The organism is Streptomyces prunicolor, from assembly GCF_045162825.1.
Taxonomy (GTDB): Bacteria; Actinomycetota; Actinomycetes; order Streptomycetales; family Streptomycetaceae; genus Streptomyces; species Streptomyces prunicolor.
Genome location: NZ_CP108676.1, coordinates 2700377 through 2724765 on the forward strand (window position 1 = coordinate 2700377; position 24389 = coordinate 2724765).

The 24389-nt window shown below is 68.7% G+C and carries 21 protein-coding genes and 1 tRNA gene; 15 read left to right on the plus strand and 7 right to left on the minus strand.

Going from position 1 to position 24389, the window contains the following annotated elements; genetic code table 11:
* Nucleotides 1-40 precede the first annotated feature (40 nt).
* Together OG588_RS12180 and OG588_RS12185 are read right to left on the minus strand one after the other, a co-directional pair.
* Entirely contained in the window at nucleotides 41-175 is a 135-nt protein-coding gene (locus tag OG588_RS12180) for an SPW_0924 family protein (RefSeq protein WP_106437209.1), read from the minus strand.
* 178 nt (nucleotides 176-353) lie between these two features.
* Nucleotides 354-2108: a lytic transglycosylase domain-containing protein gene (locus tag OG588_RS12185; protein ID WP_405947294.1), complete on the minus strand. Its 1755-nt coding sequence runs from the start codon at nucleotides 2106-2108 to the stop codon at nucleotides 354-356.
* 262 nt (nucleotides 2109-2370) lie between these two features.
* Between OG588_RS12185 and OG588_RS12190 the strand changes: the two genes are divergently transcribed.
* Nucleotides 2371-3234, plus strand: a complete 864-nt coding sequence (locus OG588_RS12190; protein WP_405947295.1) for a DUF4184 family protein — start codon at nucleotides 2371-2373, stop codon at nucleotides 3232-3234.
* Nucleotides 3235-3240: 6 nt separating this feature from the next.
* Here the strand turns inward: OG588_RS12190 and OG588_RS12195 are convergent, their stop codons facing one another.
* Together OG588_RS12195 and polA are read right to left on the minus strand one after the other, a co-directional pair.
* The gene (locus OG588_RS12195; RefSeq protein ID WP_405947296.1) at nucleotides 3241-3642 is read right to left on the minus strand and encodes a hypothetical protein; all 402 of its coding nucleotides are present in this window, start codon (nucleotides 3640-3642) and stop codon (nucleotides 3241-3243) included.
* 773 nt (nucleotides 3643-4415) lie between these two features.
* Nucleotides 4416-7154: a DNA polymerase I gene (polA, locus tag OG588_RS12200; RefSeq protein ID WP_405947297.1), complete on the minus strand. Its 2739-nt coding sequence runs from the start codon at nucleotides 7152-7154 to the stop codon at nucleotides 4416-4418.
* A gap of 592 nt (nucleotides 7155-7746) precedes the next feature.
* Here polA and OG588_RS12205 point away from each other — a divergent pair.
* The 8 genes from OG588_RS12205 to OG588_RS12240 all read left to right on the plus strand — a co-directional run bounded on the left by OG588_RS12205 (nucleotide 7747) and on the right by OG588_RS12240 (nucleotide 17221).
* Nucleotides 7747-10026 (plus strand): FdhF/YdeP family oxidoreductase, encoded by a 2280-nt coding sequence (locus OG588_RS12205; RefSeq protein ID WP_405947298.1) that lies wholly within the window; start codon nucleotides 7747-7749, stop codon nucleotides 10024-10026.
* A 61-nt stretch (nucleotides 10027-10087) separates the two neighbouring features.
* Nucleotides 10088-10576 carry a PaaI family thioesterase gene (locus OG588_RS12210; protein WP_405947299.1) on the plus strand — a complete coding sequence of 163 codons (489 nt, stop codon included), beginning with the start codon at nucleotides 10088-10090 and terminating at the stop codon, nucleotides 10574-10576.
* Nucleotides 10577-10678: 102 nt separating this feature from the next.
* Entirely contained in the window at nucleotides 10679-11350 is a 672-nt protein-coding gene (locus tag OG588_RS12215) for a hypothetical protein (protein WP_405947300.1), read from the plus strand.
* Nucleotides 11351-11575: 225 nt separating this feature from the next.
* Nucleotides 11576-12790 (plus strand): branched-chain amino acid ABC transporter substrate-binding protein, encoded by a 1215-nt coding sequence (locus tag OG588_RS12220; RefSeq protein ID WP_405953100.1) that lies wholly within the window; start codon nucleotides 11576-11578, stop codon nucleotides 12788-12790.
* 141 nt (nucleotides 12791-12931) lie between these two features.
* Nucleotides 12932-13861: a branched-chain amino acid ABC transporter permease gene (locus OG588_RS12225; RefSeq protein ID WP_019062221.1), complete on the plus strand. Its 930-nt coding sequence runs from the start codon at nucleotides 12932-12934 to the stop codon at nucleotides 13859-13861.
* A gap of 4 nt (nucleotides 13862-13865) precedes the next feature.
* On the plus strand, nucleotides 13866-15665 hold the full coding sequence (locus OG588_RS12230; RefSeq protein ID WP_405947301.1) for a branched-chain amino acid ABC transporter permease: 1800 nt from the start codon (nucleotides 13866-13868) through the stop codon (nucleotides 15663-15665).
* A gap of 6 nt (nucleotides 15666-15671) precedes the next feature.
* Nucleotides 15672-16508 carry an ABC transporter ATP-binding protein gene (locus tag OG588_RS12235; protein ID WP_405947302.1) on the plus strand — a complete coding sequence of 279 codons (837 nt, stop codon included), beginning with the start codon at nucleotides 15672-15674 and terminating at the stop codon, nucleotides 16506-16508.
* The gene (locus OG588_RS12240) at nucleotides 16505-17221 is read left to right on the plus strand and encodes an ABC transporter ATP-binding protein (RefSeq protein WP_405947303.1); all 717 of its coding nucleotides are present in this window, start codon (nucleotides 16505-16507) and stop codon (nucleotides 17219-17221) included. The genes OG588_RS12235 and OG588_RS12240 overlap by 4 nt, the downstream gene beginning before the upstream one ends.
* Nucleotides 17222-17319: 98 nt before the next feature.
* On the opposite strand, the gene OG588_RS12245 is transcribed toward OG588_RS12240, so the two are convergent.
* Nucleotides 17320-17976, minus strand: a complete 657-nt coding sequence (locus tag OG588_RS12245) for an ANTAR domain-containing response regulator (protein WP_019062225.1) — start codon at nucleotides 17974-17976, stop codon at nucleotides 17320-17322.
* 104 nt (nucleotides 17977-18080) lie between these two features.
* Here OG588_RS12245 and OG588_RS12250 point away from each other — a divergent pair.
* From OG588_RS12250 to OG588_RS12270, 5 genes are all read left to right on the plus strand, one after another.
* Nucleotides 18081-18153: transfer RNA gene (locus OG588_RS12250), tRNA-Leu, on the plus strand.
* Between the two features lie 105 nt (nucleotides 18154-18258).
* Entirely contained in the window at nucleotides 18259-19005 is a 747-nt protein-coding gene (locus tag OG588_RS12255; RefSeq protein WP_405947304.1) for a helix-turn-helix domain-containing protein, read from the plus strand.
* A 177-nt stretch (nucleotides 19006-19182) separates the two neighbouring features.
* Complete coding sequence (locus OG588_RS12260; RefSeq protein ID WP_405947305.1) at nucleotides 19183-19506, plus strand: MBL fold metallo-hydrolase; 324 nt, start codon at nucleotides 19183-19185, stop codon at nucleotides 19504-19506.
* On the plus strand, nucleotides 19466-19870 hold the full coding sequence (locus tag OG588_RS12265; RefSeq protein ID WP_405947306.1) for an alkyl sulfatase dimerization domain-containing protein: 405 nt from the start codon (nucleotides 19466-19468) through the stop codon (nucleotides 19868-19870). Before OG588_RS12260 ends, OG588_RS12265 begins: the two co-directional genes overlap by 41 nt.
* Nucleotides 19867-20163 carry an alkyl sulfatase C-terminal domain-containing protein gene (locus OG588_RS12270; RefSeq protein ID WP_405953101.1) on the plus strand — a complete coding sequence of 99 codons (297 nt, stop codon included), beginning with the start codon at nucleotides 19867-19869 and terminating at the stop codon, nucleotides 20161-20163. The genes OG588_RS12265 and OG588_RS12270 overlap by 4 nt, the downstream gene beginning before the upstream one ends.
* Here the strand turns inward: OG588_RS12270 and pyk are convergent.
* Both pyk and OG588_RS12280 read right to left on the minus strand, forming a co-directional pair.
* Nucleotides 20078-21514 carry a pyruvate kinase gene (gene pyk / locus OG588_RS12275; RefSeq protein ID WP_405947307.1) on the minus strand — a complete coding sequence of 479 codons (1437 nt, stop codon included), beginning with the start codon at nucleotides 21512-21514 and terminating at the stop codon, nucleotides 20078-20080. The two genes, OG588_RS12270 and pyk, sit on opposite strands and share 86 nt — an antisense overlap.
* Before the next feature lie 145 nt (nucleotides 21515-21659).
* Nucleotides 21660-22376: an SIMPL domain-containing protein gene (locus OG588_RS12280; protein ID WP_405947308.1), complete on the minus strand. Its 717-nt coding sequence runs from the start codon at nucleotides 22374-22376 to the stop codon at nucleotides 21660-21662.
* Nucleotides 22377-22514: 138 nt separating this feature from the next.
* Here OG588_RS12280 and OG588_RS12285 point away from each other — a divergent pair, with 138 nt between their 5' ends.
* Nucleotides 22515-24320, plus strand: coding sequence for a bifunctional metallophosphatase/5'-nucleotidase (locus OG588_RS12285; RefSeq protein WP_405947309.1), 1806 nt, complete (start codon nucleotides 22515-22517; stop codon nucleotides 24318-24320).
* Nucleotides 24321-24389 lie beyond the last annotated feature (69 nt).

Below are 24389 nucleotides of genomic sequence, written 5' to 3' on the forward strand. Positions count from 1 at the left end.
TCGGCCTCCTTCCCTAGCGGTTAAACGCTTGCGCAATCGTTTACGGGTGCGCGGGCACCGTCGTCAGCAGCGGTTTCGGGGAGGTCTTGCCCATCGGTGAGCCCATCGCGGTGATGGTCAGGACCAGCGCGAACGCGAGCACGAGTCCGGTCGCGGCGGCGATCAGGGCACGCATGCCGGCCTCCCGACAGGCAGAAACCGAAGGGGCAACTGAACCGACCCAGGAACTGATAGGTCGTCAGGTCCGGCACCGTAGCAACGCACGGGCGAGATGAGAACACGTTGCACACACGACAAAGGCGCCCATCCGCCGAAGCGGAGAGGCGCCCTCGTCCTACGGTCGTGCAGCCGGACTACGCGCTCGGTGATGCGGACGTGCTCGCGCCGGCACTCGGGCTCGGGCTGGCCGAGGAGGTGTCGGTGGCCGCCGCCACGGTCAGTTCGACCGTGAGGGTCGCGCCGCCCGTGGTGGTGATCTGGAGCAGGAAGGTGCCGGTGGTGTCGTCGGCGTACAGCTTCGGCAGCTTCAGGAGGCCGTCGGCGTCCGTGGCCAGGCCCGTGAGGGTGCGGATGGTCTTGCCGTCCGCGTCCTTGAAGTAGGGGCCCTTGTCGTTCTCGGTGGTGTCGTCGGCAGCCTTGATGAGGGTGGCGGTGGCCCCGACCTTGTCGGCGACGGCGCTCTTGTAGGTGGCCTTCACCTCGACCTGGTCGGCGAACTCGCCGCCGGGGGTGCAGGTCAGCGCGGTGGTGCTGGTGCGGGCGAGGGTGTCGGCGACGCGGGGCGTGACGCTGGCCGTGTAGTCGAGACCGGCGATCGCACGACCGACGAGGGTGGCGCGGACGGTGAAGTCACCGGTCGTCTCGCCGGCCTGCAGAGCGGGCGCGACGGCCACACCGGAGGCATTGGTGACGACCACGGCGACCTTCTCGCCGCCGGTGAACGTCGCGTCCGTGTCCCCGACGATCGTGAACCGGATCCTGACCTTGGCGACGGTCTTGCCGGCCGAGGTCTTGGCGCTGGTGCTGATCTTCTTGCTGAACGCGTCGCCCGCGATCGCGGTCAGCTTCGCCGTACCCGCGTCCGCCAGCTTGGCCACCGTGTCGGTGGGCGTGGGCGTGGGCGTGGGCGTGGGGGTGGGCGTCGGCGTCGGGCTGGTCGGCGCGGAGGGGGTGGTGGTGCCCGGCTTGCTCGGAGTCGGGTCAGGGCTCGGCGACGGGGTGGCCGGAGTCGTCGGCGAGGGCGAAGTCGTAGGACTGGTCCCGGAGTTGTCGTCGCTGCGGCCCGAGGGCAGGGTGCCCGTGCCGTCCGGGACCGAGTGGGTGCCCTTGCGGTAGTACTCCAGCCAGGACAGGACCGTGTTCAGGTAGTCCGTCGAGTTGTTGTAGCTGAGGATCGCGCTGCGCAGGCCCGCGTCGGTCGACAGGTTCCAGTCGTTGCGGCACAGGTAGTGGCCGGCGGCGAGCGCGGCGTCGTAGATGTTGTTGGGGTCCTTCTTGCCGTCGCCGTTGCCGTCGCGGCCCGCCCAGGCCCAGGTGGACGGGATGAACTGCATGGGTCCGACGGCCTGGTCGTACGTGCTGTTGCCGTCGTAGGCGCCGTTGTCGGTGTCCTTGATGAGCGCGAAGCCGTTGCCGTCGAGCGCGGGGCCCAGGATCTTCGAGGTCGTGGTGCCGCTCGCGTCGACCTGGCCGCCGCGGGCCTGGCCGGACTCCACCTTGCCGATGGCGGCGAGGAGTTGCCAGGGCAGGTTGCAGCCGGGCTTGGAGGCGGCGAGTTCCGTCTCGGCCTTCTTGTAGGCGTCGAGGATGGTCGCCGGGATGCCGGCCTCGGCCTCGCCGACCGAGACCGGGGTCCCTATGGACGGCGACTGACTGTCGCTCGGGCTCGGGAGGGGGCTGCTGAGCGGCGGGAGGTCCGTGTAGTACGGCGAGTCCCCGGTGGCGCTGTGGTCGGTGCTCCCGTCGGGCGTCGTCTGGCCGGCGGCGGTCGGTCTGTCGTTGCCGGTCACCGCCGGAGCCTGGGACGCGGACAGTGCCGCGACCGCTGCCGCGGCCACCGCCGTCGTCGCCGCACCCTTGCGCAGCCGCCTGCCGAAATGCGCCGTCATGGAGTGAACCCCTCCCAGGGACGCCCGAGCGCCCGTCCTTGTCTGTTGCCTCTGCGCCTGTTGTGACGGTCGAGCCGCGCCACAGGTTGCCCTCGTGCTGCTTTTCGGATGTTCTGTACGCTTGCTCCGCTCTGCGCCCGACCGCGCGCTCCCCCGCGCGGCAACCCAGGCGACCCTACGACAACTTGCTTTGCACGGGCACCCGTTCGTGACCGTTATTCACCGCTTGGCCATATGCCGATGTCTCCTACGGGGAGCCCTGTTGCCGTTCACCTTGAGTCACGCCGCCGCCGTACTGCCCGCCGTGCGCGGCGACGGTAGGGGGCGCGGGCGTCTCGTACCGGCGGTACTGGTGGCGGGTTCCTTCGCCCCCGACATGACGTACTACGCGGCGAGTGCGGTACCCAGGGCGATGGAGTTCGGGAACGTCACGCACTCCTTCCCGGGCGTCTTCACGGTCGACGTGGCGATCACCTGGGCGACGGTCGCCCTGTGGCTGCTCCTGCGCGAACCCCTGGTGGCCCTGCTCCCGCGCGCCCGCCAACCCCGGACGGCGACCCTGTTGCGCTGCGGCACTCCACGCGCGCGTGCGACCCCGTCTCTGGCTCTCTGGTGGTACGTCTCCGCGGTGCTCGGCGGCCTGACCCACGTCGTGTGGGACGCGTTCACGCACCACGACCGGTGGGGCGTACGCCTGTTCCCCGTCCTCGACCGACAGTTGGGCGGCAGGCCCCTCTTCTCGGCCCTGCAGTACGGCAGTTCGGCGCTCGCCGCCCTGCTGATCACCGCGTTCGTGGTACGTGCGCTACGACGGGTTCCGGCCGCCGAGCCGGTGGGGGTGCCCGTGCTGTCGGTACGGGACCGGTGGGCGGCCGGGGTCGTCCTGGCCGTCTGCGCCCTGATCGCGGCGACGGAACGGGCGTCGACCTGGTGGGCCTACTGGGGCTCGACGGCAAGCCCCTGGGACCTGATCCCGACCCTGTGCTTCGGAGCGGGGGCGGGCCTGGTGCTGGGCGTGCTCCTGTACGCGGTCGGCGTCCGCGTATGGCGTCCGGCGCCACCCGGGATGCCTGGCGACCCGGAGGCGGTCAGCGCGGGGCGGGGCCGTAGTGCCGGCTCGCCCTGAGCACGGTCATACGGAGCTGTCCGGCGGGGTCGCGATGAACACCGTCATGGTGTGCGCGGAGGGTGACTTCGGGAGCCGGCTGAGGACGAGATCCAGGTAACTGCGCCCCAGGTCCGCCCAGAGCCGCCAGACCGGGGTGCCGGTGGGGGTGGTGGCGGGCCCCTGCGGGTGTCTGGCTTGTTCCCGGGGGTCTACGGCCGTGTCGTCCCGACGCGTCAGCCGGCGCCGGAGGCCTGCGGCCGTGTGCTGGACGGCCATCGCGAGGTCGGCGGGAATGCGGGCGGTACTCGCGCCGACCGCGAAGGCCGGGACCGGCGCGCGAGGCGTCACCTGGGCGGCAGCGGCGTCCGCTGCCTGTATTCGGGTCCGCGCCCGACCCGTCCGGCGATGGAGCATGCGTATACCCATGCCCGCATCCTTACGGCCGCGGGGGGCGGGGGGCGTCTTCGCGGGGGCCACGCGGGTGACGGGCCCTCCGGGGGTTGGGCGGGGGTGGTCGTTGGCGGGGGTGGTGTTGGCCGGGGGTGGGTTTCGGTTGGCGGGGTTGGTGTGGTGCTGTGCGGGCGGCCCGGGAGGGGTGGGGGCGTGCCGACGGCTGGGGTGGGAAGCGGTGCGGGTGCCCTGCGGGCGGCACGAGGAGGGTTGGGGTGGGCTCGGCACCGCCGGGATGGGTTGTGGTGGGTGCTCGCCGTTGCGGCGGGAATTTGTGCGGGTCGGAACGAAGGGCCTGGCGGGCGGTAGCGGCGGGAGCAGTGCGCTACTGGCGAGAGCAGCGCTGTACCGGCGGCTGCGCCGCAGTGGGTGTTCGCGGCGTCGCGTGGCGGGGTCTTCGTGCCGGGCAGGTCAACGAACCGGGGAGCGAGGCAACGTCAGCAGGCACGTCGTGAGGGAGGGAGGCGCAGGAGGCGACCTGCCCCCGCCACGCCACCCGGGCCGACACACGGCTGAGAGAAGAGCTTCGCCTGCCACCCCTTCCGGCCGGCACACGGACGGGAGACGACCTGCTCCCAGCACCCCACCCCGGCCGGCACACGGACGGGAGAGGACCAGCCGCCCCACCCCCGCCGACACACGCGCGGAAGACGACCAGCCCCACCCACCACCTCGCCCCACCCCGGCCGGCTCACCCCCACCCCCGACGGCAGGAACCCCCCGCACACCCCCCGCCCAACCGCCGGAGGCTAGTGCGCGGCCGACTCCCAGTCCGGGCCCACGCCCACCGAGACGTCCAGTGGTGCCCGGAGGTGGACCGCGCCGGCCATCGCGTGGCGGACCAGTTCCTCCGTGGCCGCTCGTTCCCCGGGGGCGATTTCCAGGACGATTTCGTCGTGGACCTGGAGGAGCATGCGGGACTTGAGGTCGGCCTCGCGCAGGGCGGTGTCGACCTTGAGCATGGCCATCTTGACGATGTCCGCCGCGGTGCCCTGGATGGGGGCGTTGAGCGCCATGCGCTCGGCGGCCTCGCGGCGTTGGCGGTTGTCACTGTTGAGGTCGGGGAGGTAGCGGCGGCGGCCGAAGAGAGTCGCCGTGTAGCCCGTCGCCCGTGCCTCGTCGACCGCGCGGCGCAGATAGTCCCGTACGCCGCCGAACCGCTCGAAGTACGTGTCCATCAGGACTCGCGCCTCGCCCGCGTCGATGTTCAGTTGCTGAGAGAGGCCGAACGCCGACAGGCCGTAGGCGAGGCCGTACGACATCGCCTTGATCTTGCGGCGCATCTCCGCGTCGACCGCGGAACCTTCGACCGAGAACACCTGGGAGGCGACCGTGGTGTGCAGGTCCTCGCCCGAGGTGAACGCCTCCAACAGGCCCTCGTCCTCGGAGAGATGGGCCATCACACGGAGCTCGATCTGGCTGTAGTCCGCGGTCATCAGGGACTCGTAGCCCTCGCCCACCACGAAGCCCCGGCGGATCGCCCTGCCCTCGTCCGTGCGGACCGGGATGTTCTGCAGGTTCGGGTCCGTCGAGGAGAGGCGGCCGGTCGCCGCCACCGTCTGGTTGAACGTGGTGTGGATGCGGCCGTCCGCCGCGATCGTCTTGATCAGACCCTCTACGGTGACGCGCAGCTTCGCCTGTTCGCGGTGGCGGAGCATGATGACCGGCAGTTCGTTCTCGGTCTGGTTGGCCAGCCAGGCCAGGGCGTCCGCGTCGGTGGTGTAGCCGGTCTTCGTCTTCTTGGTCTTGGGCAGGCCCAGTTCGCCGAAGAGGACTTCCTGGAGCTGCTTGGGCGAGCCGAGGTTGAACTCGTGCCCCGCCGCCGCGTGCGCCTCCTTCACCGCCTGCTGCACGGCGCCGGCGAACATCTGCTCCATCGCTTCGAGGTGCGCCTTGTCGGCCGCGATGCCGGACCGCTCCAGGCGGGCCAGCAGGATCGACGTGGGCAGCTCCATGTCGCGGAGCAGGTCCGCCGCGCCGACCTCCTGGAGGCGCTCCCCGAAGGCATCCCCAAGGTCGAGGATCGCGCGGGCCTGCACCATCAGGGCGTCCGCCTCGGCGCCGTCGTCCGCGCCGAAGGCGAGCTGGCCGTCGGCCGTGGCCGCGGGGGCCAGTTCGCGGCCGAGGTACTCCAAGGACAGCGCGTCCAGGTCGAAGGAGCGGCGGCCGGGCTTCACCAAGTAGGCGGCGAGCGCGGTGTCCATGGAGACGCCGGCGATCGTCCAGCCGTGCTCGGCGAAGACCCGCATCGCGCCCTTGGCGTTGTGGAACACCTTGGGGCGGTCGGCGTCGGACAGCCAGGCCGCGAACGCGTTCTCGTCGCTCTCGTCCAGCTCGGCGGGGTCGAACCAGGCGGCCGCTCCTCCGGCGGTGGCGAGCGCGACCTCGGTCACCGAACCGGAGCCGAGCGCCCAGGTGTCGACGGTGGCGACGCCGAGCGGCTCGGTGCCGTAGTCGGCCAGCCAGCCGGTCAGTTCGCCGGTGGAGAGGACCGAGCCGTCGACCGCCACACCGCTCTCGGCGGGCGGGGTCGCGTCGGCCTCCTCGTTGCCCGGGTCGACGGCCAGCAGGCGCTCGCGCAGCGAGGGATTGCGGATCTCCAGGGTGTCGAGAACCATCGCGAGGGCGGTGCGGTCGTAGGGAGCGCGCTCCAAGTCGAGGACTGTCTTGGGCAGTTCGACGTCCTTGACCATCTCGGTCAGGCGGCGATTGAGCTTGACGGCGTCCAGGTGGTCGCGGAGGTTCTGCCCGGCCTTGCCCTTGACCTCGTCGACGCGCTCCACCAACTCCGTGAACGAACCGAACTGGTTGATCCACTTCGCGGCGGTCTTCTCGCCGACGCCGGGGATGCCGGGGAGGTTGTCGGACGGGTCGCCGCGCAACGCCGCGAAGTCGGGGTACTGGGCAGGCGTCAACCCGTACTTCTCGACGACCTTCTCCGGAGTGAACCGGGTCAGCTCGGAGACGCCCTTCGTCGGGTACAGGACCGTGGTGTGGTCGGACACCAGCTGGAACGAGTCCCGGTCGCCGGTGACGATCAGCACGTCGAAGCCCTCGGCCTCGGCCTGGGTGGCGAGCGTGGCGATGACGTCGTCGGCCTCGAAGCCGTCGACCGCGAACCGCGACACGTGCATCGTGTCGAGCACCTCGCCGATCAGCTCGACCTGGCCCTTGAACTCGTCCGGGGTCTTGGAGCGGTTCGCCTTGTACTCGGTGAACTCCTCGGAGCGCCAGGTCTTGCGGGACACGTCGAAGGCCACCGCGAAGTGCGTCGGCGCCTCGTCACGCAGGGTGTTGGCCAGCATCGACGCGAAGCCGTAGATCGCGTTCGTCGGCTGGCCCGTCGCGGTCGTGAAGTTCTCCGCGGGCAGCGCGAAGAACGCGCGGTACGCAAGCGAGTGCCCGTCCATCAGCATCAGCCGTGGACGGTCTCCGCCGGAGGTGTTCCCGGAGGTCTTGTCGGTCTTCTTCGATGCTGTCTCTGCCACGACCCCGATCCTGCCACGCCCCACTGACAGTCGGAGTCACGGTCACCGCGTCGGAGGTCACGGTCGCGACGGTGGGCTCGCGCCGGAGGTGGCGGAAGTCGCCGCCGCGACGGCGGGAGCGGTAGCCGAATTCGTCGTGGCCCGTGGCGCGGAGGCGCATGCCAAGGCGGGGGTGGAGGCAGTCCGCGGAAGGCGGAGGTCGTGAGCCCGGTCGCCTCGCGGCAACGGTCGTAGGGCAACCGGCCCCCGGGGCCACGCGCGCGTGAAGAAGTCACCGTCGCCGCAGCGGACCCGGCCGGACACGCCCCGCCCCGCCCCGCCGCCGTGAAAATCGGACGGACCGGCACCGCCCACCACAGCACAGGCCGGACGGCCGGCAGCACCCCCAGTGGCGAGAAGCCGGACAAGCCCGCCCCGCTCCTTCCCTACCCCACTCCACCCCCGCACCACTCCACCCCCGCACCCCCTCACACACCCACCGGCCCCTCCCACCCCCGAACCCATAGATCCCACGAACCGACCTCGGCGCTGTCACTGCCCCGTGCGAGGATCGGAGATGTAGTGCACATGTGCCAGTGAAGGAGGGCCCGCGATGGCCACGAAGCCGCCCAAGGGTGATCCGGTCCAGGACGCCCCGCAGGTCACCGAGCCCAAGCACGCCGCGGCCGGACTGCCGGCGATCGGGCACACGTTGCGCATCGCCCAGCAGCAGATGGGCGTCAAGCGCACCGCGTTGACGCTGCTGCGGGTCAATCAGAAGGACGGCTTCGACTGCCCGGGCTGCGCCTGGCCGGAGCCGGCACACCGGCACGCGGCGGAGTTCTGTGAGAACGGCGCGAAGGCGGTCGCCGAGGAGGCCACCCTGCGCCGGGTCACCCCGGAGTTCTTCGCGGCCCATCCGGTGGCCGATCTCGCGACCCGCAGCGGGTACTGGCTGGGGCAACAAGGGCGTCTGACGCATCCCATGTATCTCCCCGAAGGGGCCGAGCGCTACGAACCGGTCTCCTGGGAGCGTGCCTTCGACATCGTCGCGGAGGAGATCGCCGCCCTCGGCTCACCGGACGAGGCGCTCTTCTACACCTCGGGCCGCACCAGCAACGAGGCCGCGTTCCTGTACCAGTTGTTCGCGCGGGAGCTGGGCACCAACAACCTGCCGGACTGCTCGAACATGTGCCACGAGTCGTCGGGTTCGGCGCTGACCGAGACGATCGGCATCGGCAAGGGCAGCGTCCTGCTGGAGGACCTCTACCAGGCCGACCTGATCGTCGTCGCCGGCCAGAACCCGGGGACCAACCACCCGCGCATGCTCTCCGCCCTGGAGAAGGCCAAGGCCAACGGCGCGAAGATCATCAGCGTGAACCCGCTGCCCGAGGCGGGCCTGGAGAAGTTCAAGAACCCGCAGACCCCGCAGGGCATGCTCAAGGGCGCCGCCCTCACCGACCTGTTCCTGCAGATCCGCATCGGCGGCGACCAGGCCCTCTTCCGCCTCCTGAACAAGCTCGTCCTGGAGACGGAGGGTGCGGTCGACCAGCCCTTCATCGACGAACACACCCACGGCTACGAGGAGTTCGCCGCCGCCGCGCGGGACGCCGACTGGGACGAGACGCTCCTCGCCACCGGGCTGACCCGCCCGGAGATCGAGAAGGCCCTGGAGATGGTGCTCGCCTCCGAGCGCACCATCGTGTGCTGGGCGATGGGCCTCACCCAGCACAAGCACGCCGTCCCGACCATCCGCGAGGTCGTCAACTTCCTTCTGCTGCGCGGCAACATCGGCCGCCCCGGCGCCGGCGTGTGCCCGGTGCGCGGCCACAGCAACGTGCAGGGCGACCGCACGATGGGCATCTTCGAGCGCCCTGCACCGGGCTTCCTGGACGCCCTGGAGAAGGAGTTCGGCTTCGCCCCGCCGCGCGAGCACGGCTACGACGTCGTCGCCGCGATCCGCGCCCTGCGCGACGGCGACGCGAAGGTGTTCTTCGCCATGGGCGGCAACTTCGTGTCCGCCTCCCCCGACACCGAGGTCACCGAAGCCGCCATGCGGCGCGCCAGCCTCACCGTGCACGTGTCGACGAAGCTCAACCGCTCGCACGCCGTCACGGGCGCGCGTGCCCTGATCCTGCCCTGCCTGGGCCGTACCGAGCGCGATCTCCAGGGCGGCGGCGAGCAGTTCGTGACCGTCGAGGACTCCATGGGCATGGTGCACGCATCGCACGGCCGCCTGGAGCCCGCGAGCAAGCACCTGCTGTCCGAGCCGGCCATCGTCGCCCGCCTCGCCCGCCGTGTCCTCGGCGCCGCATCCCGCACGCCCTGGGAGGAGTTCGAGAAGGACTACGCGACGATCCGCGACCGCATCGCGCGCGTGATCCCCGGCTTCCAGGACTTCAACAAGCGTGTCGCGCACCCCGGAGGCTTCGCCCTCCCGCACGCCCCGCGCGACGAACGCCGCTTCCCGACCACCACCGGCAAGGCCAACTTCACCGCCGCGGCCGTCGAATACCCCGAACTGCCCGAAGGGCGCCTGCTGTTGCAGACGCTGCGCTCGCACGACCAGTACAACACCACGATCTACGGCCTCGACGACCGCTACCGGGGCATCAAGAACGGCCGCCGGGTCGTCATGGTCCACCCCGACGACGCCGCCCGGCTGGGGATCGCCGACGGGTCGTACGTCGACCTGGTCGGCGAGTGGAAGGACGGGGTGGAGCGGCGGGCGCCCGGTTTCCGGGTCGTGCACTACCCGACCGCGCGGGGCTGCGCCGCCGCCTACTACCCCGAGACCAACGTCCTGGTCCCCCTGGACGCCACCGCCGACACCAGTAACACCCCGGCCAGCAAGTCCGTCGTCGTACGTCTGGAACAATCGACCACCGACTGAGCGTTCGCTCAGCCGTCGGTCAGGTGCACCAGCCAGGCGTAGGACGAACGGAGTCGGCCCCATGGGCGAGCAGCAGCACGGGAAGTTCCCGCAGGACGTCATCGACGAGTACTCGGCACTCGGCATCGACCTGGTCGCCCTCTTCTCCGCGGGGCACCTCGGCACCCGGATGGGCGTGGAGATCGTCGAGGCGTCCGCCGAGCGCGTCGTCGGCACCATGCCCGTCGAGGGCAACACCCAGCCGTACGGGCTGCTGCACGGCGGCGCCTCCGCGGTGCTGGCCGAGACCCTCGGCTCGCTCGGGTCGATGCTGCACGGCGGCAGCACGAAGCTCGCCGTCGGCGTCGACCTGAACTGCACCCACCACCGCGGCGCCCGCTCCGGCCTCGTGACCGGCGTCGCCACCCCCGTGCACCGGGGCCGCTCGACGGCGACGTACGAGATCGTGATCAGTGACGAGGACGGGCGACGGGTGTGCACCGCGCGGCTGACGTGCATGCTGCGGGACGTGAAGCCGGGCGACCCCATCCCCGCGAACACCACCGGCTGACGGCTCCTCCCACGCCGCGAACCGGCTCTGAACCGGAGGATCTTGACCCCGTCTTCCGCACCCCCGTCCGCTCCCCTACCGTTTCCCCATGAGGCTGCCGGCATGAGCGGTATCGGGCCCGTCGAATCCGTCGACTCACCGGAGATCGACGGGAGTTGTGACGTCATCGGGGGCGACTCGCCCCGCCTGAGCGACCATTGGCACACCCTTCCGCAGCGCACCCGCAGGGCCGTGCTCACCGCGGGCACGGTCACCGCCGTCGCCGTCGGAGCCGTCCTCCTGCCGCCCTTCCACGACAGGCGGCAGGACGAGCCGGCCCCACCCGTCCCGTGGCCCGCGAACATCACCGAGTGGCGCTACACCGGGCTCGCCCAGACCACCGACACCCCCACCACGACCGGCTTCTTCCGCTTCGCGGTCACCGTGGAAAGCGGACCTCCGGTCGCCATAAAGGTGACCGGCGCCGCCTTCGACGGGCTCACCGCCCAGGCCCTCCCCGATCCTTCCTTCACCGTCCGCACCGGAGCGACCCGCCGCGTCACGGTGGAGATTTCGGTTTCCGACTGTTCGGGACTGCCCCTGAATGCGGACCTCGCCTTTCTGGACGTAACGCTGCGTAACACGCGCGCAATACAACACCACAGTTTCATCTTCGGCAGCGCCTACTCCAACGACCTTTCCCAGCTCCTCCACAGGGCCTGCGGCACGACAAAGGCCAGGCCAGGCCCACGGCCAAGCGGAAGTGCAGGTTCTCAAAATGTGGACCGAAGCTGAACTCCGCCAAACCGGCCGAGACCCACCCTCCACGAAGCCCGCCAACCTGTACGTCATAACAAGAAAGTCACAAGCCAGCGCACGACGATGCCCATGCCCACAGACCGGGCTTAGAGTCACGGCCAGTCACCGCTCCATCGGGAGTTGGGTACCAGCGCAGCACCTTGCCGCTCCAAACGGGGGCGACTGTGCCTGCGGAAAGGACTGATTGTGCGACAGCGTTCTTTGGTGATACTGACCTCCGTTCTCACGACCGGAGCTCTGACCCTCACCGCCTGCGGCTCCCGGGACAGCGGTAGCAAAAGTGACAGCGGGTCGACCACCCTGACCATCGGTGTCGACGCCCCGCTGTCCGGTGAGAACTCCACCACCGGTCTCGGCATCCAGTACGGCGTCCAGATCGCCGTGGACGACGCCAACAAGAACAACTGGGTCCCCGGCGTCAAGTTCAAGGTCAAGGCCCTGGACGACAAGGCGCAGCCCGCCACCGGCCAGTCCAACGCCACGGCCTTCACCGGCGACAGCAACGTCGTCGGCGCCGTCGGCCCGCTGAACTCCGGCGTCGCCCTCTCCATGCAGAAGGTGTTCGCCTCGGCCAACATGGTCGAGATCTCCCCCTCGAACACCGACCCCAGCCTCACCCAGGGCAAGAACTGGGCGACCACCAAGACGCGGCCGTACAAGACGTACTTCCGTACCGCCACCACCGACGCCCTCCAGGGTGGCTTCGCCGCCGACTACGCGTTCAACGGCCTCAAGAAGAAGAAGGCCTTCGTCGTCGACGACAAGCAGACCTACGGCGCCGGCCTGGCCGGGATCTTCAACAGCGGCTTCAAGAAGCTCGGCGGCACCATCGCCGGTACCGACCACGTCAACACCGGCGACACCGACTTCAGCTCGCTCGTCACCAAGATCAAGAACTCCGGCGCCGACCTGCTCTACTACGGCGGCCAGTACGACGAGTCGGAGAAGATCACCAAGCAGCTCAAGGCCGCCGGCGTCAAGATCCCGCTGTTCGGCGGTGACGGCATGTACGCCACCACCTACATCCAGACCGCCGGCAAGGCCGCCGAGGGCGACCTCGCCACCTCGGTCGGCGTCCCCGTCGACACCCTGCCCGCCGCCAAGGCCTTCGTCGAGACCTACAAGGCCAAGGGCTACAAGGGTGACTACGGCGCCTACGGCGGCTACTCCTACGACGCCGCCTCCGCCATCATCAAGGCAGTGAAGGCCGTCAAGGACGCCAACGGCGGCAAGCTGCCCGACAGCAACGACCTCCGCTCCAAGGTCGTCGACGCCGTACAGAAGTCCGACTTCGAAGGCATCACCGGCAAGGTCACCTTCGACCAGTACGGCGACACCGGCAACAAGCAGCTCACCGTCTACCAGGTCACCAACGGCGCCTGGAAGGCCGTGAAGACCGGTACCTTCACCGGCTGATCCCAGCCTCAGCACCACAGCACCACCGCACCACGGGCCGCGCGGAAGGAGGATCCCGACCGCGCGGCCCGTTGTCACACCCCCCCACCCCCAGGCACGCGATCTGTGCACACGACCACCAGCGACAATGGAGGCCACGCGGTGAACACCCTGCCGCAGCAGCTGGCCAACGGGCTGCTCCTCGGCTCGATGTACGGGCTGATCGCCATCGGCTACACGATGGTGTACGGCATCGTCCAGCTCATCAACTTCGCGCACGGCGAGATCTTCATGACCGGCGCCTTCGGCGCCCTCACGGTCTACGCCTACATCCTGCCCGACGGCACCTCGATGGTGGTCGCGGTACCACTCATGCTGATCGGCGGCGGAATCGTCTCCGTCCTCGTCGCGGTAGGGGCCGAACGATTCGCCTACCGCCCCCTGCGGCAAGCACCACGGCTGGCGCCCCTCATCACCGCCATCGGCCTCTCACTGGCGCTCCAGGAAGTCGTCCGGAACTTCTACCCGGGCGCCGACAAGGACCGCTCCTTCCCCAGCCTCGACGGCAGCCACGACATCGGCTCGGTCACCATCACCGACGCCGACATCTTCCTCGTGGTGGCCGCCATCGTCTGCATGTCCGGCCTCGCCTGGTTCGTCCGCAAGAGCCGCACCGGCCGCGCCATGCAGGCCACCGCCCAGGACCCGGACACCTCCCAGCTCATGGGCATCGACACCAACCGCATCATCGTCATAGCTTTCGCCATCGGCGGTTTCTTCGCCGCCGTAGCGGCCGTCTCCTACGGCCTGAAGTACGGCAACATCGGCTACCGCATGGGCTTCCTGATGGGCCTCAAGGCCTTCACCGCGGCCGTCATGGGCGGCATCGGCAACATCTACGGAGCCATGCTCGGCGGAGTCGTCCTCGGGGTCGCCGAGACCCTCGCCTCGGCCTACATCAACCACATCCCCGGCATGCAGCAGCTCGGCGGATCCGGCTGGGCCAACGTCTGGGCCTTCTGTCTCCTCATCCTCGTACTGCTGTTCAGGCCACAAGGCCTGCTCGGCGAACGCGTCGCGGACAGGGCGTGATCACATGACCGAGACGACCGAGAACCCTCAGACACCGGCCACCGCCCCCGCGGCACAGCGTGGCCTCATCCCGCTGCCCCTCGCGGCCGCCCGCGCTCTCCTCCTGGCCGGCGGCATCCTCACCACCGCCTCCACCTTCCTGCGCTGGACCTGGACCTCCGACTTCCCCGGCGACCTCACCGTCAACGGCTACCCCGGCGGCCTCCAGGTCCTCACCCTCATCGCCGGCATCATCACCGCCCTCTTCGCCCTCTCCACCTACGGCGTCCGAGGACTCGGCTGGCTCCTGCCCGCCCGCAACAACGCACCTCTCGTCCTCACCGCCCTCAGCGGCTTCGCCGTCACCTGGTACACGGTGATCTCGATCGCCGCCGAACTCGGCGGCATCGTCAACTGGGAACCCGGCACCTACATCGCCGCCGTCGCCTCCCTGCTCCCCGTCATCGGCGCCCTCGCCCTCCCGCAGGACGCCACCGACAGCACCAAGGAAGCGCTCAAGGCGTACATCGCCAAGGCCGACCGCGTCCCGGCCCCCCAGGCCACCGCGCCCTGGATCCAGCGACTCGCCATCACCATCGTCGCCGCCCTCGGCCTCACGGTCTTCGCCTACGGCATCGACGCCGAGGACGAACTCTTCATCGGCTTCCTCATCGTCGTCGTCTTCACCGCCTGGGCCCTGCAGACGGCCGGTCTCTTCGACCGCTTCAGCCGCCTCACCGCCGACAACCGCAGCTTCGCCCTCGCCATGGGCTTCGTCGCCGCGATCGGCTTCCCCTTCACCCAGACCAACGACCACTACGCCAACCTCGGCGTCAACATCCTGATCTTCGGAACCGTCGCCCTCGGCCTCAACATCGTCGTCGGCCTCGCCGGACTCCTCGACCTCGGCTACGTCGCCTTCCTCGGCGTCGGCGCCTACACCGCCGCCCTGGTCTCCGGCTCCGAGTTCTCCAAGTTCTCCGGCGTCCAGTTCCCCTTCTGGGCCGCCGCCCTCACCGGTGCGGCCGCGTCGCTGGTCTTCGGCGTCCTCATCGGCGCCCCGACCCTGCGTCTGCGCGGCGACTACCTCGCCATCGTGACCCTCGGCTTCGGAGAGATCTTCCGCATCGCCGTCAACAACATGGACGGCGTCTCCGGCCCCGACATCACCAACGGCCCCAACGGCATCCCGTCCATCCCCGACCTGTCGTTCTTCGGCTTCGACTTCGGCCAGAACCACGACATCGCCGGATTCACCATCGGCCGGTTCGCCAACTACTACCTGCTCATGGTCCTGATCAGTGCCCTCGTCGTCACGATCTACCGCCGCGCCTCCGACTCCCGCATCGGCCGATCCTGGATCGCCATCCGCGAGGACGAGACCGCCGCCACCGCCATGGGCATCAACGGCTTCCGGGTCAAGCTCATCGCGTTCGCCCTCGGCGCCACCCTCGCCGGCCTCGCCGGCACCGTCAGCGCCCACGTCACCTACAGCGTGGTGCCGAACCCGTACCAGTTCGCCGGAGCGGCCCCGCCCAACTCCGCGTTCCTGCTGGCCGCCGTCGTCCTCGGCGGCATGGGCACCGTCTCCGGACCCTTCCTCGGCGCCGCCCTGCTCTACCTGCTCCCGGAGAAGCTCGTGGCGCTCCAGGACAAGTCGCTGCTCGCCTTCGGCATCGCGCTCATCCTCCTGATGCGCTTCCGCCCCGAGGGAATCATCCCCAACCGCCGACGCCAGCTGGAATTCCACGAGACCGGCCAACTCGACGTACCGGACACCACGACCCTGACCGACGAACCGGCCATCACCAAGGCAGGGGCGTAGAGAGCCATGACGACACCTGTACTCGAAGCCCGTGACGTCACCATGCGCTTCGGCGGCCTCACCGCCGTCCGCTCCGTCGACTTCACCGTCAACGCCGGCGAGATCGTAGGCCTCATCGGCCCCAACGGCGCCGGCAAGACCACCTTCTTCAACTGCCTCACCGGCCTCTACGTCCCCACCGAGGGCACGGTCTCCTACATGGGCACGGTGCTCCCGCCGAAGCCCCACCTGGTCACCAAGGCCGGCATCGCCCGCACCTTCCAGAACATCCGCCTGTTCGCCAACATGACGGTCCTGGAGAACGTGCTGGTCGGCCGCCACACCCGCACCAAGGAAGGCCTCTGGTCGGCCCTCCTGCGCGGCCCCGGCTTCAAGAAGGCCGAAAAGGCGAGCGAAGAACGCGCCATGGAACTCCTGGAGTTCATCGGCCTCGCCCACAAGCGCGACCACCTGGCACGCAACCTCCCCTACGGCGAACAGCGCAAGCTGGAGATCGCACGCGCCCTGGCCTCCGAGCCGGGTCTCCTGCTGCTGGACGAACCGACGGCCGGCATGAACCCCCAAGAGACGCGGGCGACCGAGGAGTTGGTCTTCGCCATCCGCGACAAGGGCATCGCCGTCCTCGTCATCGAGCACGACATGCGCTTCATCTTCAACCTCTGCGACCGCGTCGCCGTCCTCGTCCAGGGCGAGAAACTCGTCGAAGGCACCTCCGATGTCGTCCAGGCCGACGAACGCGTCGTGGCCGCCTACCTCGGCGAACCCTTCGAAGGCGCCCCCGAGGACACCCAGCCCGCGGCGGAGGCGGAGAGCACCACCAGCACCAAGGGAGAAGCCCAGTGACCGCACTGCTAGAGGTCGAGGACCTCAGGGTCGCCTACGGCAAGATCGAAGCCGTCAAGGGCATCTCCTTCAGCGTCGAGGCCGGCCAGGTCGTCACCCTCATCGGCACCAACGGCGCCGGCAAGACGACCACCCTGCGCACCCTCTCCGGCCTGTTGCAGCCCTCCGGCGGCAACATCACCTTCGACGGCAAACCGCTGAAGAACGTCCCCGCACACAAGATCGTCTCCCTCGGGCTGGCCCACTCCCCCGAAGGCCGACACATCTTCCCCCGCCTCACCATCGCCGAGAACCTCCAGCTCGGTGCCTTCCTCCGCAAGGACAAGGAAGGCATCGAGAAGGACATCCAGCGCGCCTACGACCTCTTCCCGATCCTGGGAGAGCGCCAGAAGCAGGCCGCGGGAACCCTCTCCGGCGGTGAGCAGCAGATGCTGGCGATGGGCCGCGCGCTCATGTCCCAGCCGAAGCTGCTGATGCTGGACGAACCGTCCATGGGTCTCTCGCCGATCATGATGCAGAAGATCCTGGCGACGATCGTGGAGCTCAAGGCCTCCGGCACGACGATCCTCCTCGTCGAACAGAACGCCCAGGCAGCCCTGTCGCTAGCCGACCAGGGCCACGTCATGGAGGTCGGCAACATCGTCCTCTCCGGCACGGGCCAGGACCTGCTGCACGACGAGTCGGTACGGAAGGCGTACCTCGGCGAGGACTGAGTCTTCGTCTTCCGGTCGCTTCCGGTTGTTTCTCTACGACGAGGCCCGCGCCCCCAGCTTCGGGGGCGCGGGCCTCGTCGTAGGTAACGTCGCGGGTGTCAGCCCTTCGAGGACTTCTTCTCGTCCGCGTCCTGGATGACCGCCTCGGCGACCTGCTGCATGGACATCCGACGGTCCATCGACGTCTTCTGGATCCACCGGAACGCGGCCGGCTCGGACAGCCCGTACTCAGTCTGGAGAATCGACTTCGCCCGGTCGACCAGCTTGCGGGTCTCCAGCCGCAGCGTGAGGTCGGCGACCTCCTGCTCCAACTGCTTGAGCTCGGTGAAGCGCGAAACGGCCATCTCGATCGCGGGCACGACGTCACTCTTGCTGAAGGGCTTCACGAGGTACGCCATCGCACCGGCGTCCCTCGCCCGCTCGACGAGGTCACGCTGCGAGAAGGCGGTGAGCATCAGTACGGGAGCGATGCCCTCCTCGGCGATCTTCTCGGCCGCGGAGATGCCGTCCAGCTTGGGCATCTTCACATCGAGGATCACCAGGTCGGGCTTGTGCTCACGGGCCAGCTCGACGGCCTGCTCACCATCACCGGCCTCACCGACGACGGTGTACCCCTCCTCCTCCAGCATCTCTTTGAGATCGAGCCGGATCAGGGCCTCGTCCTCGGCGATGACGACACGGGTCGTCAGCGGAGGCACGTGCGACTTGTCGTCGTCGGGCGCGTCTACGGGCTGGGGCGACTCGGGGGCGGTCACGGGGGCTCCTCGTTCAGGGCACGGGGGTAGTGCTGACAAGAGCCTACCTAGCTGCGATAAGGTGGGGGCACAGCGGGAGACCGCTGACCTTGGTTTCCGAGGGAGCCCCGGTAGTCCAGCGGTAGAGACAATGGATTCAAAACCCATCAAGCGTCGGTTCGAATCCGACTCGGGGCACTTTTCCTTCAAATCGAAGGCGAACATTTAAAGCGGAGGTTCACGTTCGTGTGAACCTCCGCTTTTTGCCGCGTGTCGCGACGATCACTCTCGCAGGGTGATCGCATGTACGACATCAGCACACGCAAGCGAGCAATCGCGCTGGTCGAGCAGGGCCGCAGCCTGAACTCCGTGAGCCGCGAGACCGGCATCTCCCGTGCCGCGATCCGCTCCTGGCAGGACCGACTTGAACCCCTGCCCAGCATCGCAGCTCCGGCCCCTGGGCCACCTGCCGACGATCACGCCTACGCCTACCTCCTGGGCCTCTACCTCGGCGACGGCTGCATCAGCGCCCACCCTCGCGGCACCGGCTACTACCTCAGGATCGCGTGCGCCGACGCGTGGCCCGGGCTCATCCAACTGTGCCGCGAGGCCATAGCGAAGGTGCGCCCCGACATCGGCGTCTTCGCACTCCAGAAGGAGGGCTACACGATGGTGACCAGCTACTACCGGCACTGGCCCTACCTCTTCCCCCAACACGGCCCCGGCGTGAAGCACAAGCGCGAAATCGCCCTCGAACCCTGGCAGTTGGACATCGTCGACGCCCACCCCTGGGAGTTCATCCGGGGTCTCGTCCACTCCGACGGCTGCCGCATCATCAACTGGACGACCCGCCTCGTCGGCGGTGAGACAAAGCGCTACGAATACCCCCGGTACTTCTTCACCAACCTCTCCACGGACATCAGGCGGCTCTACACCGACACCCTCGACAAGGCCGGCGTCAGCTGGAAGCAGGCGAACGCCCACAACATCTCCGTCGCCCGCAAAGCCTCAGTCGCCCTCATGGACACCCCCGTAGGCCCCAAACACTGACCCCACCCACGATGTTCGGCCGCATGACACCCCTGATCAGACAAGGTTTCGCCGCGGCCGCCACAGGCGTGAGTCCGGAATCCGCCGGGATTCATCGCCGCCCCGACACCCGGCATCGTCAAGAACGCGGCCGGAGAAGTCATCTGGGACAACGACGCCTACGCCAGCCTCTGGCGCATGTCTCAACTCACCGGGAAACAGGGGCTGTTCAAGGTCACCGGCCTCATCTACACCCACCCGCACGTCGACCACTACGGCGGCTGCCGAGGCGTCCTCCCGGACGGCGCCGGTGATGTACCGATCATCGCCCCCGAGGGCTTCATGGAGCACGCCGTCTCCGAGAACGTATACGCAGGCACGGCGATGACCCGCCGTTCCATCTACATGTACGGCGCCCAACTCCGGTCTCGCGGCCCGCGAAATCGCGGAGGAGTTCCAACTGGCGCCCGCGCTTGCGGAAGTGTGGGCGAACCGGGGTTATTGCGGGTCCATCAGCCATAACGCGAAGGGGATTTATCAGCGGTGCATGGGGTGGTTCGACGCCAATCCGGCTCATCTTTGGGAGCATTCGCCGGTCGCGGAGGCGAAGCGATACGTCAAGGCGTTGGGCGGCATCAGCTCCGCCGTGTCGATAGCCCGCGAATTCGTCCGCGACGGCGATCTCCGTTTCGCCGCCACTCTCCTCAACCATTGCGTTTTCGCCGAGCCCGATCACGATCGCGAGAAACTCAAGCAACTCCTCGCCCAGGTCTACGAAATGCCGGCGTACGCGACGGAGAACGCGGTCCGGCGGAACTTCCATCTCACGGGTTCGCCATTGACCGGTATCTGCCGGGGCAGGCCACGTACTGGCATCTCCGGCTGAAGCACGGTGTGTTGACGCGTACGTCGGGTGCCTCGCCCAACCCCTTCGCCGGGCCGACTCTCACCATGAACAAGGTGCGGTTGTTGCGGCTGTTGGCCGGGAAGGGGTTGGGGACGATTCAGGTGTCCGGGGACGTCACGTTGCTCACCACGTTGTTCTCGGTGGTCGTGACTCCTGCGGCGGACTTCAACATCGTTACGCGTAGGGCTACTTGGGGCTGTCGTCCTCGCCGACGTGGTGGACGCGGACGAGGTTGGTCGAGCCGGCGACTCCGGGGGGCGAGCCGGCCGTGATGACGACGATGTCGCCCTTCTCGCAGCGGCCGTACTTGAGGAGGAGTTCGTCGACCTGGTCGACCATGGCGTCGGTGGAGTCGACGTGGGGGCCGAGGATGGTCTCCACGCCCCAGGTGAGGTTGAGTTGGGCGCGGGTGGCCGGGTCCGGGGTGAAGGCCATGACCGGGATCGGCGAGCGGTAGCGGGAGAGGCGGCGGACCGTGTCGCCGGACTGGGTGAAGGCGACGAGGTACTTCGCGCCGAGGAAGTCGCCCATCTCGGCGGCGGCTCGGGCGACGGCGCCGCCCTGGGTGCGGGGCTTGTTGCGTTCGGTCAGCGGGGGCAGGCCCTTGGCGAGGATGTCTTCCTCGGCGGCCTCGATGATGCGGGCCATGGTGGTGACGGTGGCGATGGGGTACTTGCCGACGCTGGTCTCGCCGGAGAGCATCACCGCGTCCGTGCCGTCGATCACGGCGTTCGCCACATCGGAGGCTTCCGCCCTGGTCGGGCGGGAGTTCTCGATCATCGAGTCGAGCATCTGGGTGGCGACGATGACCGGCTTGGCGTTGCGCTTGGCCAGCTTGATCGCGCGCTTCTGGACGATCGGGACCTGTTCGAGGGGCATCTCCACGCCGAGGTCGCCGCGGGCCACCATGATGCCGTCGAAGGCGGCGACGATGTCGTCGATGGCCTCGACCGCCTGGGGTTTCTCGACCTTGGCGATGACGGGGAGGCGGTGGCCCTCCTCGTCCATGATGCGGTGGACCTCGTCGATGTCCTTGCCGCTGCGGACGAAGGACAGCGCGATCACGTCGAAGCCCGCGCGCAGGGCCCAGCGGAGGTCGTCCTCGTCCTTGTCGGAGAGGGCGGGGACGGAGACGGCGACTCCGGGGAGGTTGAGGCCCTTGTGGTCGGAGACCATGCCGCCTTCGACGACCTCGGTGTGGACGCGGGGGCCGTCGACGGAGGTGACTTCGAGGCAGACCTTGCCGTCGTCGACGAGGACGCGTTCGCCGGGGGTGACGTCGGTGGCGAGGCCGGCGTAGGTCGTGCCGCAGGACTGGCGGTCGCCTGCCGCGCCTTCTTCGACGGTGATGGTGAAGGTGTCTCCGCGTTCAAGGAGTACGGGGCCTTCGGTGAAGTGGCCGAGTCGGATCTTCGGGCCTTGAAGGTCGGCGAGCATTCCGACGCTGCGGCCGGTCTCCTCGGCGGCCTTTCGGACGCGCTGGTAGCGCTCCTCGTGTTCGGCGTGGGTGCCGTGGCTGAGGTTGAAGCGGGCTACGTCCATTCCGGCTTCGACCAGGGCTTTGATCTGGTCGTACGAGTCGGTTGCGGGGCCCAAGGTACAGACGATTTTTGCTCGGCGCATGGTTTGAGCCTAGACCTTACCGATGGGTAGGGAATTGGCCGTGCATGACTACTCAACAACCTTTGGGTGAAGGCTTATTGACAAGGCTTGAATGTGCGGCGGGGTGCTCCAATGAGCGTTCGCACGGTCGAATTGAAGGGTGGGCTCATAGGCGCGGCGGCGCCATCGTGAAGCGTGCGTTGACCTGGGCGTAGACGGTCTGCCGTTGGGGTTCGAGGTCGAGGGGCGCCGCGGTGGTGTCCTCGCCTCCACCGGCGGCGAAGGACATGGAGCGCATACGGCTCTGGGGTGCGCCGTAGGTCTGGGCGTTCTCGGCGCCGATGTCGGCCAGCTCCACCAGAGCGGCCAAGGTCGTACCCAGCGCCTCGGCGTATTCGCGGGCGCGTTGGACGGCTTCGTGGACTGCTTGCTGGCGGGCCTTGCGGTGGACGGGCGAGTCGGGGCGCAGGGCCCACCAGGGGCCGTCGACGCGGGTGAGGTCGAGGTCGGCGAGGCGGGTGGTGAGTTCGCCGAGGGCGGTGAAGTCGGCGAGTTCGGCGGTGACGTTGACTCTGCCGTGGTAGCGGTGGACGCGTTCGCCGCGGCCGTGCTTGGTGAGTTCGGGGGTGATGGAGAAGCCGCCGGTCTCCAGGCGTTCGACGGCCTCGCCGTAGCTCTTGACCAGGTCGAGGACGGTGGCGTTGCGGCGGGTGAGGTCGTCGAGGGCGGTGCGGCGGTCGGTGCCGCGGGCGGCGACGGTGATGCCGATGCGGGCGATCTCGGGGTCGACTTCGAGGCGGGCCTCGCCGCGGACGGCGATGCGGGGGGCGTCGGGGGTGCCGTAGGGGACAGGGGGTTGGGGTTCGTCTGTGGGCGCGGTCATGTGTCCCACTGTGTCATTCACCGGTGGGTCACAGCTTGTGGTGGTCATCAGATCGAAACCTGCGGGGGCTGTTGCGCCAGGTAAGAAACGGGTCAGAATCTACGCGCGTTGTTGACCGTTTCCCGAGGAGATCCAGACATGCCCTTGAACCGCCGGAAGTTCCTGAAGAAGTCCGCCGTGACGGGCGCCGGGGTCGCGCTGGCCGGTGCGGCGGCGGCTCCGGCGGCGCAGGCCGCGGAGAAGAAGAAGCCGGGCAGGCACCCCAAGCGGTACTCGCTGACCGTCATGGGCACGACGGACCTGCACGGGCATGTCTTCAACTGGGACTACTTCAAGGACGCGGAGTACGCGGACGCCAAGGGCAACGCGATGGGTCTGGCGCGGGTGTCGACCCTGGTGAACCAGATCCGCCAGGAGAAGGGGCGGCGGAACACGCTGCTGCTGGACGCGGGCGACACGATCCAGGGCACCCCGCTGACGTACTACTTCGCGAAGGTGGACCCGATCACCGCCAAGGGCGGGCCGGTGCACCCGATGGCGCAGGCGATGAACGCGATCGGGTACGACGCGGCGGCGCTGGGCAACCACGAGTTCAACTACGGCATCGAGACGCTGCGGAAGTTCGAGGACCAGTGCCGCTTCCCGCTGCTCGGGGCCAACGCGCTGGACGCGAAGACGCTGAAGCCCGCGTTCCCGCCGTACTTCCTCAAGAAGTTCCAGGTGCCGGGTGCGCCCCCGGTGAAGGTCGCGGTCCTCGGCCTCACCAACCCGGGTATCGCGATCTGGGACAAGGCGTATGTGCAGGGGAAGTTGACGTTCCCGGGGCTTGAGGAGCAGGCGGCGAAGTGGGTGCCGAAGCTGAAGTCGATGGGGGCGGATGTCGTCGTCGTGTCGGCGCACTCCGGGTCGTCGGGGACGTCGTCGTACGGTGATCAGCTGCCGTACGTGGAGAACTCGGCGGCGCTCGTCGCGCAGCAGGTGCCGGGGATCGACGCGATCCTCGTCGGGCACGCGCACGTGGAGATCCCGGAGTTGAAGGTCACGAACACGGCGACGGGGAAGACCGTCGTGCTGTCCGAACCGCTGTGCTACGCCGAGCGGTTGAGCGTCTTCGATTTCGAGTTGGTCTTCGAGAAGGGGCGTTGGACCGTCGAGTCGGTGGCCGCGTCGCTGCGGGACGCGAAGACGGTCGCGGACGACCCGAAGATCACGCGGCTGCTGAAGGACGAGCACGCGCTGGTCGTGGAGTACGTCAACCAGGTGGTCGGTACGGCGACGGCGACGCTGACGACGGTCGACGCGCGGTACAAGGACGCTCCGATCATCGACCTGATCACCAAGGTCCAGGAGGACGTGGTGAAGGCGGCGTTGGTGGGGACGGCGTACGCGTCGCTGCCGGTGATCGCGCAGGCGTCGCCGTTCTCGCGGACCTCGGAGATCCCGGCGGGCAACGTGACGATCCGGGATCTTTCGGGTCTGTACGTGTACGACAACACGCTGGTCGCAAAGTTGCTGACGGGTGCTCAGGTGCGGGCGTACCTGGAGTACTCGGCGGAGTACTTCGTGCAGACGGCGGCGGATGCGGTGGTCGACACGGAGAAGCTGACGAACGCGAACGGCCGCCCGGACTACAACTACGACTACGTGTCCGGGTTCTCGTACGACATCGACATCGCGCAGGCGGCGGGTTCGCGGATCAAGAACCTCACCTACAACGGTGCGGCGCTGGACGACGCTCAGCAGTTCGTGCTGGCGGTGAACAACTACCGGGCGAACGGCGGCGGTGCGTTCCCGCATGTGGCGTCGGCGACCGAGGTGTGGTCGGAGTCGACGGAGATCCGGACGCGGATCGCGGAGTGGGCGACCGCGAAGGGTGTGCTGGATCCGGCCGACTTCGCCTCGGTGGACTGGAAGTTGACGCGCAACGGGACGCCGGTTTTCTAGAGGCTCCGGTGTTCTAGAGGCTCGGGTTTTCTCGGGTGGGGGTCCGGCGGTTCTGGTTGCCGCCGGGCC

Bases quoted from the DNA above. Each gene is read 5' to 3' on its own strand.
- OG588_RS12255 (WP_405947304.1), top strand. From the start codon at position 18,259: ATGTACGACATCAGCACACGCAAGCGAGCAATCGCGCTGGTCGAGCAG.
- OG588_RS12185 (WP_405947294.1), bottom strand. From the start codon at position 2,108: ATGACGGCGCATTTCGGCAGGCGGCTGCGCAAGGGTGCGGCGACGACG.
- OG588_RS12180 (WP_106437209.1), bottom strand. From the start codon at position 175: ATGCGTGCCCTGATCGCCGCCGCGACCGGACTCGTGCTCGCGTTCGCG.
- OG588_RS12285 (WP_405947309.1), top strand. From the start codon at position 22,515: ATGCCCTTGAACCGCCGGAAGTTCCTGAAGAAGTCCGCCGTGACGGGC.
- OG588_RS12210 (WP_405947299.1), top strand. From the start codon at position 10,088: ATGGGCGAGCAGCAGCACGGGAAGTTCCCGCAGGACGTCATCGACGAG.
- OG588_RS12260 (WP_405947305.1), top strand. From the start codon at position 19,183: ATGTCTCAACTCACCGGGAAACAGGGGCTGTTCAAGGTCACCGGCCTC.
- OG588_RS12280 (WP_405947308.1), bottom strand. From the start codon at position 22,376: ATGACCGCGCCCACAGACGAACCCCAACCCCCTGTCCCCTACGGCACC.
- pyk (WP_405947307.1), bottom strand. From the start codon at position 21,514: ATGCGCCGAGCAAAAATCGTCTGTACCTTGGGCCCCGCAACCGACTCG.
- OG588_RS12195 (WP_405947296.1), bottom strand. From the start codon at position 3,642: ATGGGTATACGCATGCTCCATCGCCGGACGGGTCGGGCGCGGACCCGA.
- OG588_RS12205 (WP_405947298.1), top strand. From the start codon at position 7,747: ATGGCCACGAAGCCGCCCAAGGGTGATCCGGTCCAGGACGCCCCGCAG.
- OG588_RS12235 (WP_405947302.1), top strand. From the start codon at position 15,672: ATGACGACACCTGTACTCGAAGCCCGTGACGTCACCATGCGCTTCGGC.
- OG588_RS12230 (WP_405947301.1), top strand. From the start codon at position 13,866: ATGACCGAGACGACCGAGAACCCTCAGACACCGGCCACCGCCCCCGCG.
- OG588_RS12215 (WP_405947300.1), top strand. From the start codon at position 10,679: ATGAGCGGTATCGGGCCCGTCGAATCCGTCGACTCACCGGAGATCGAC.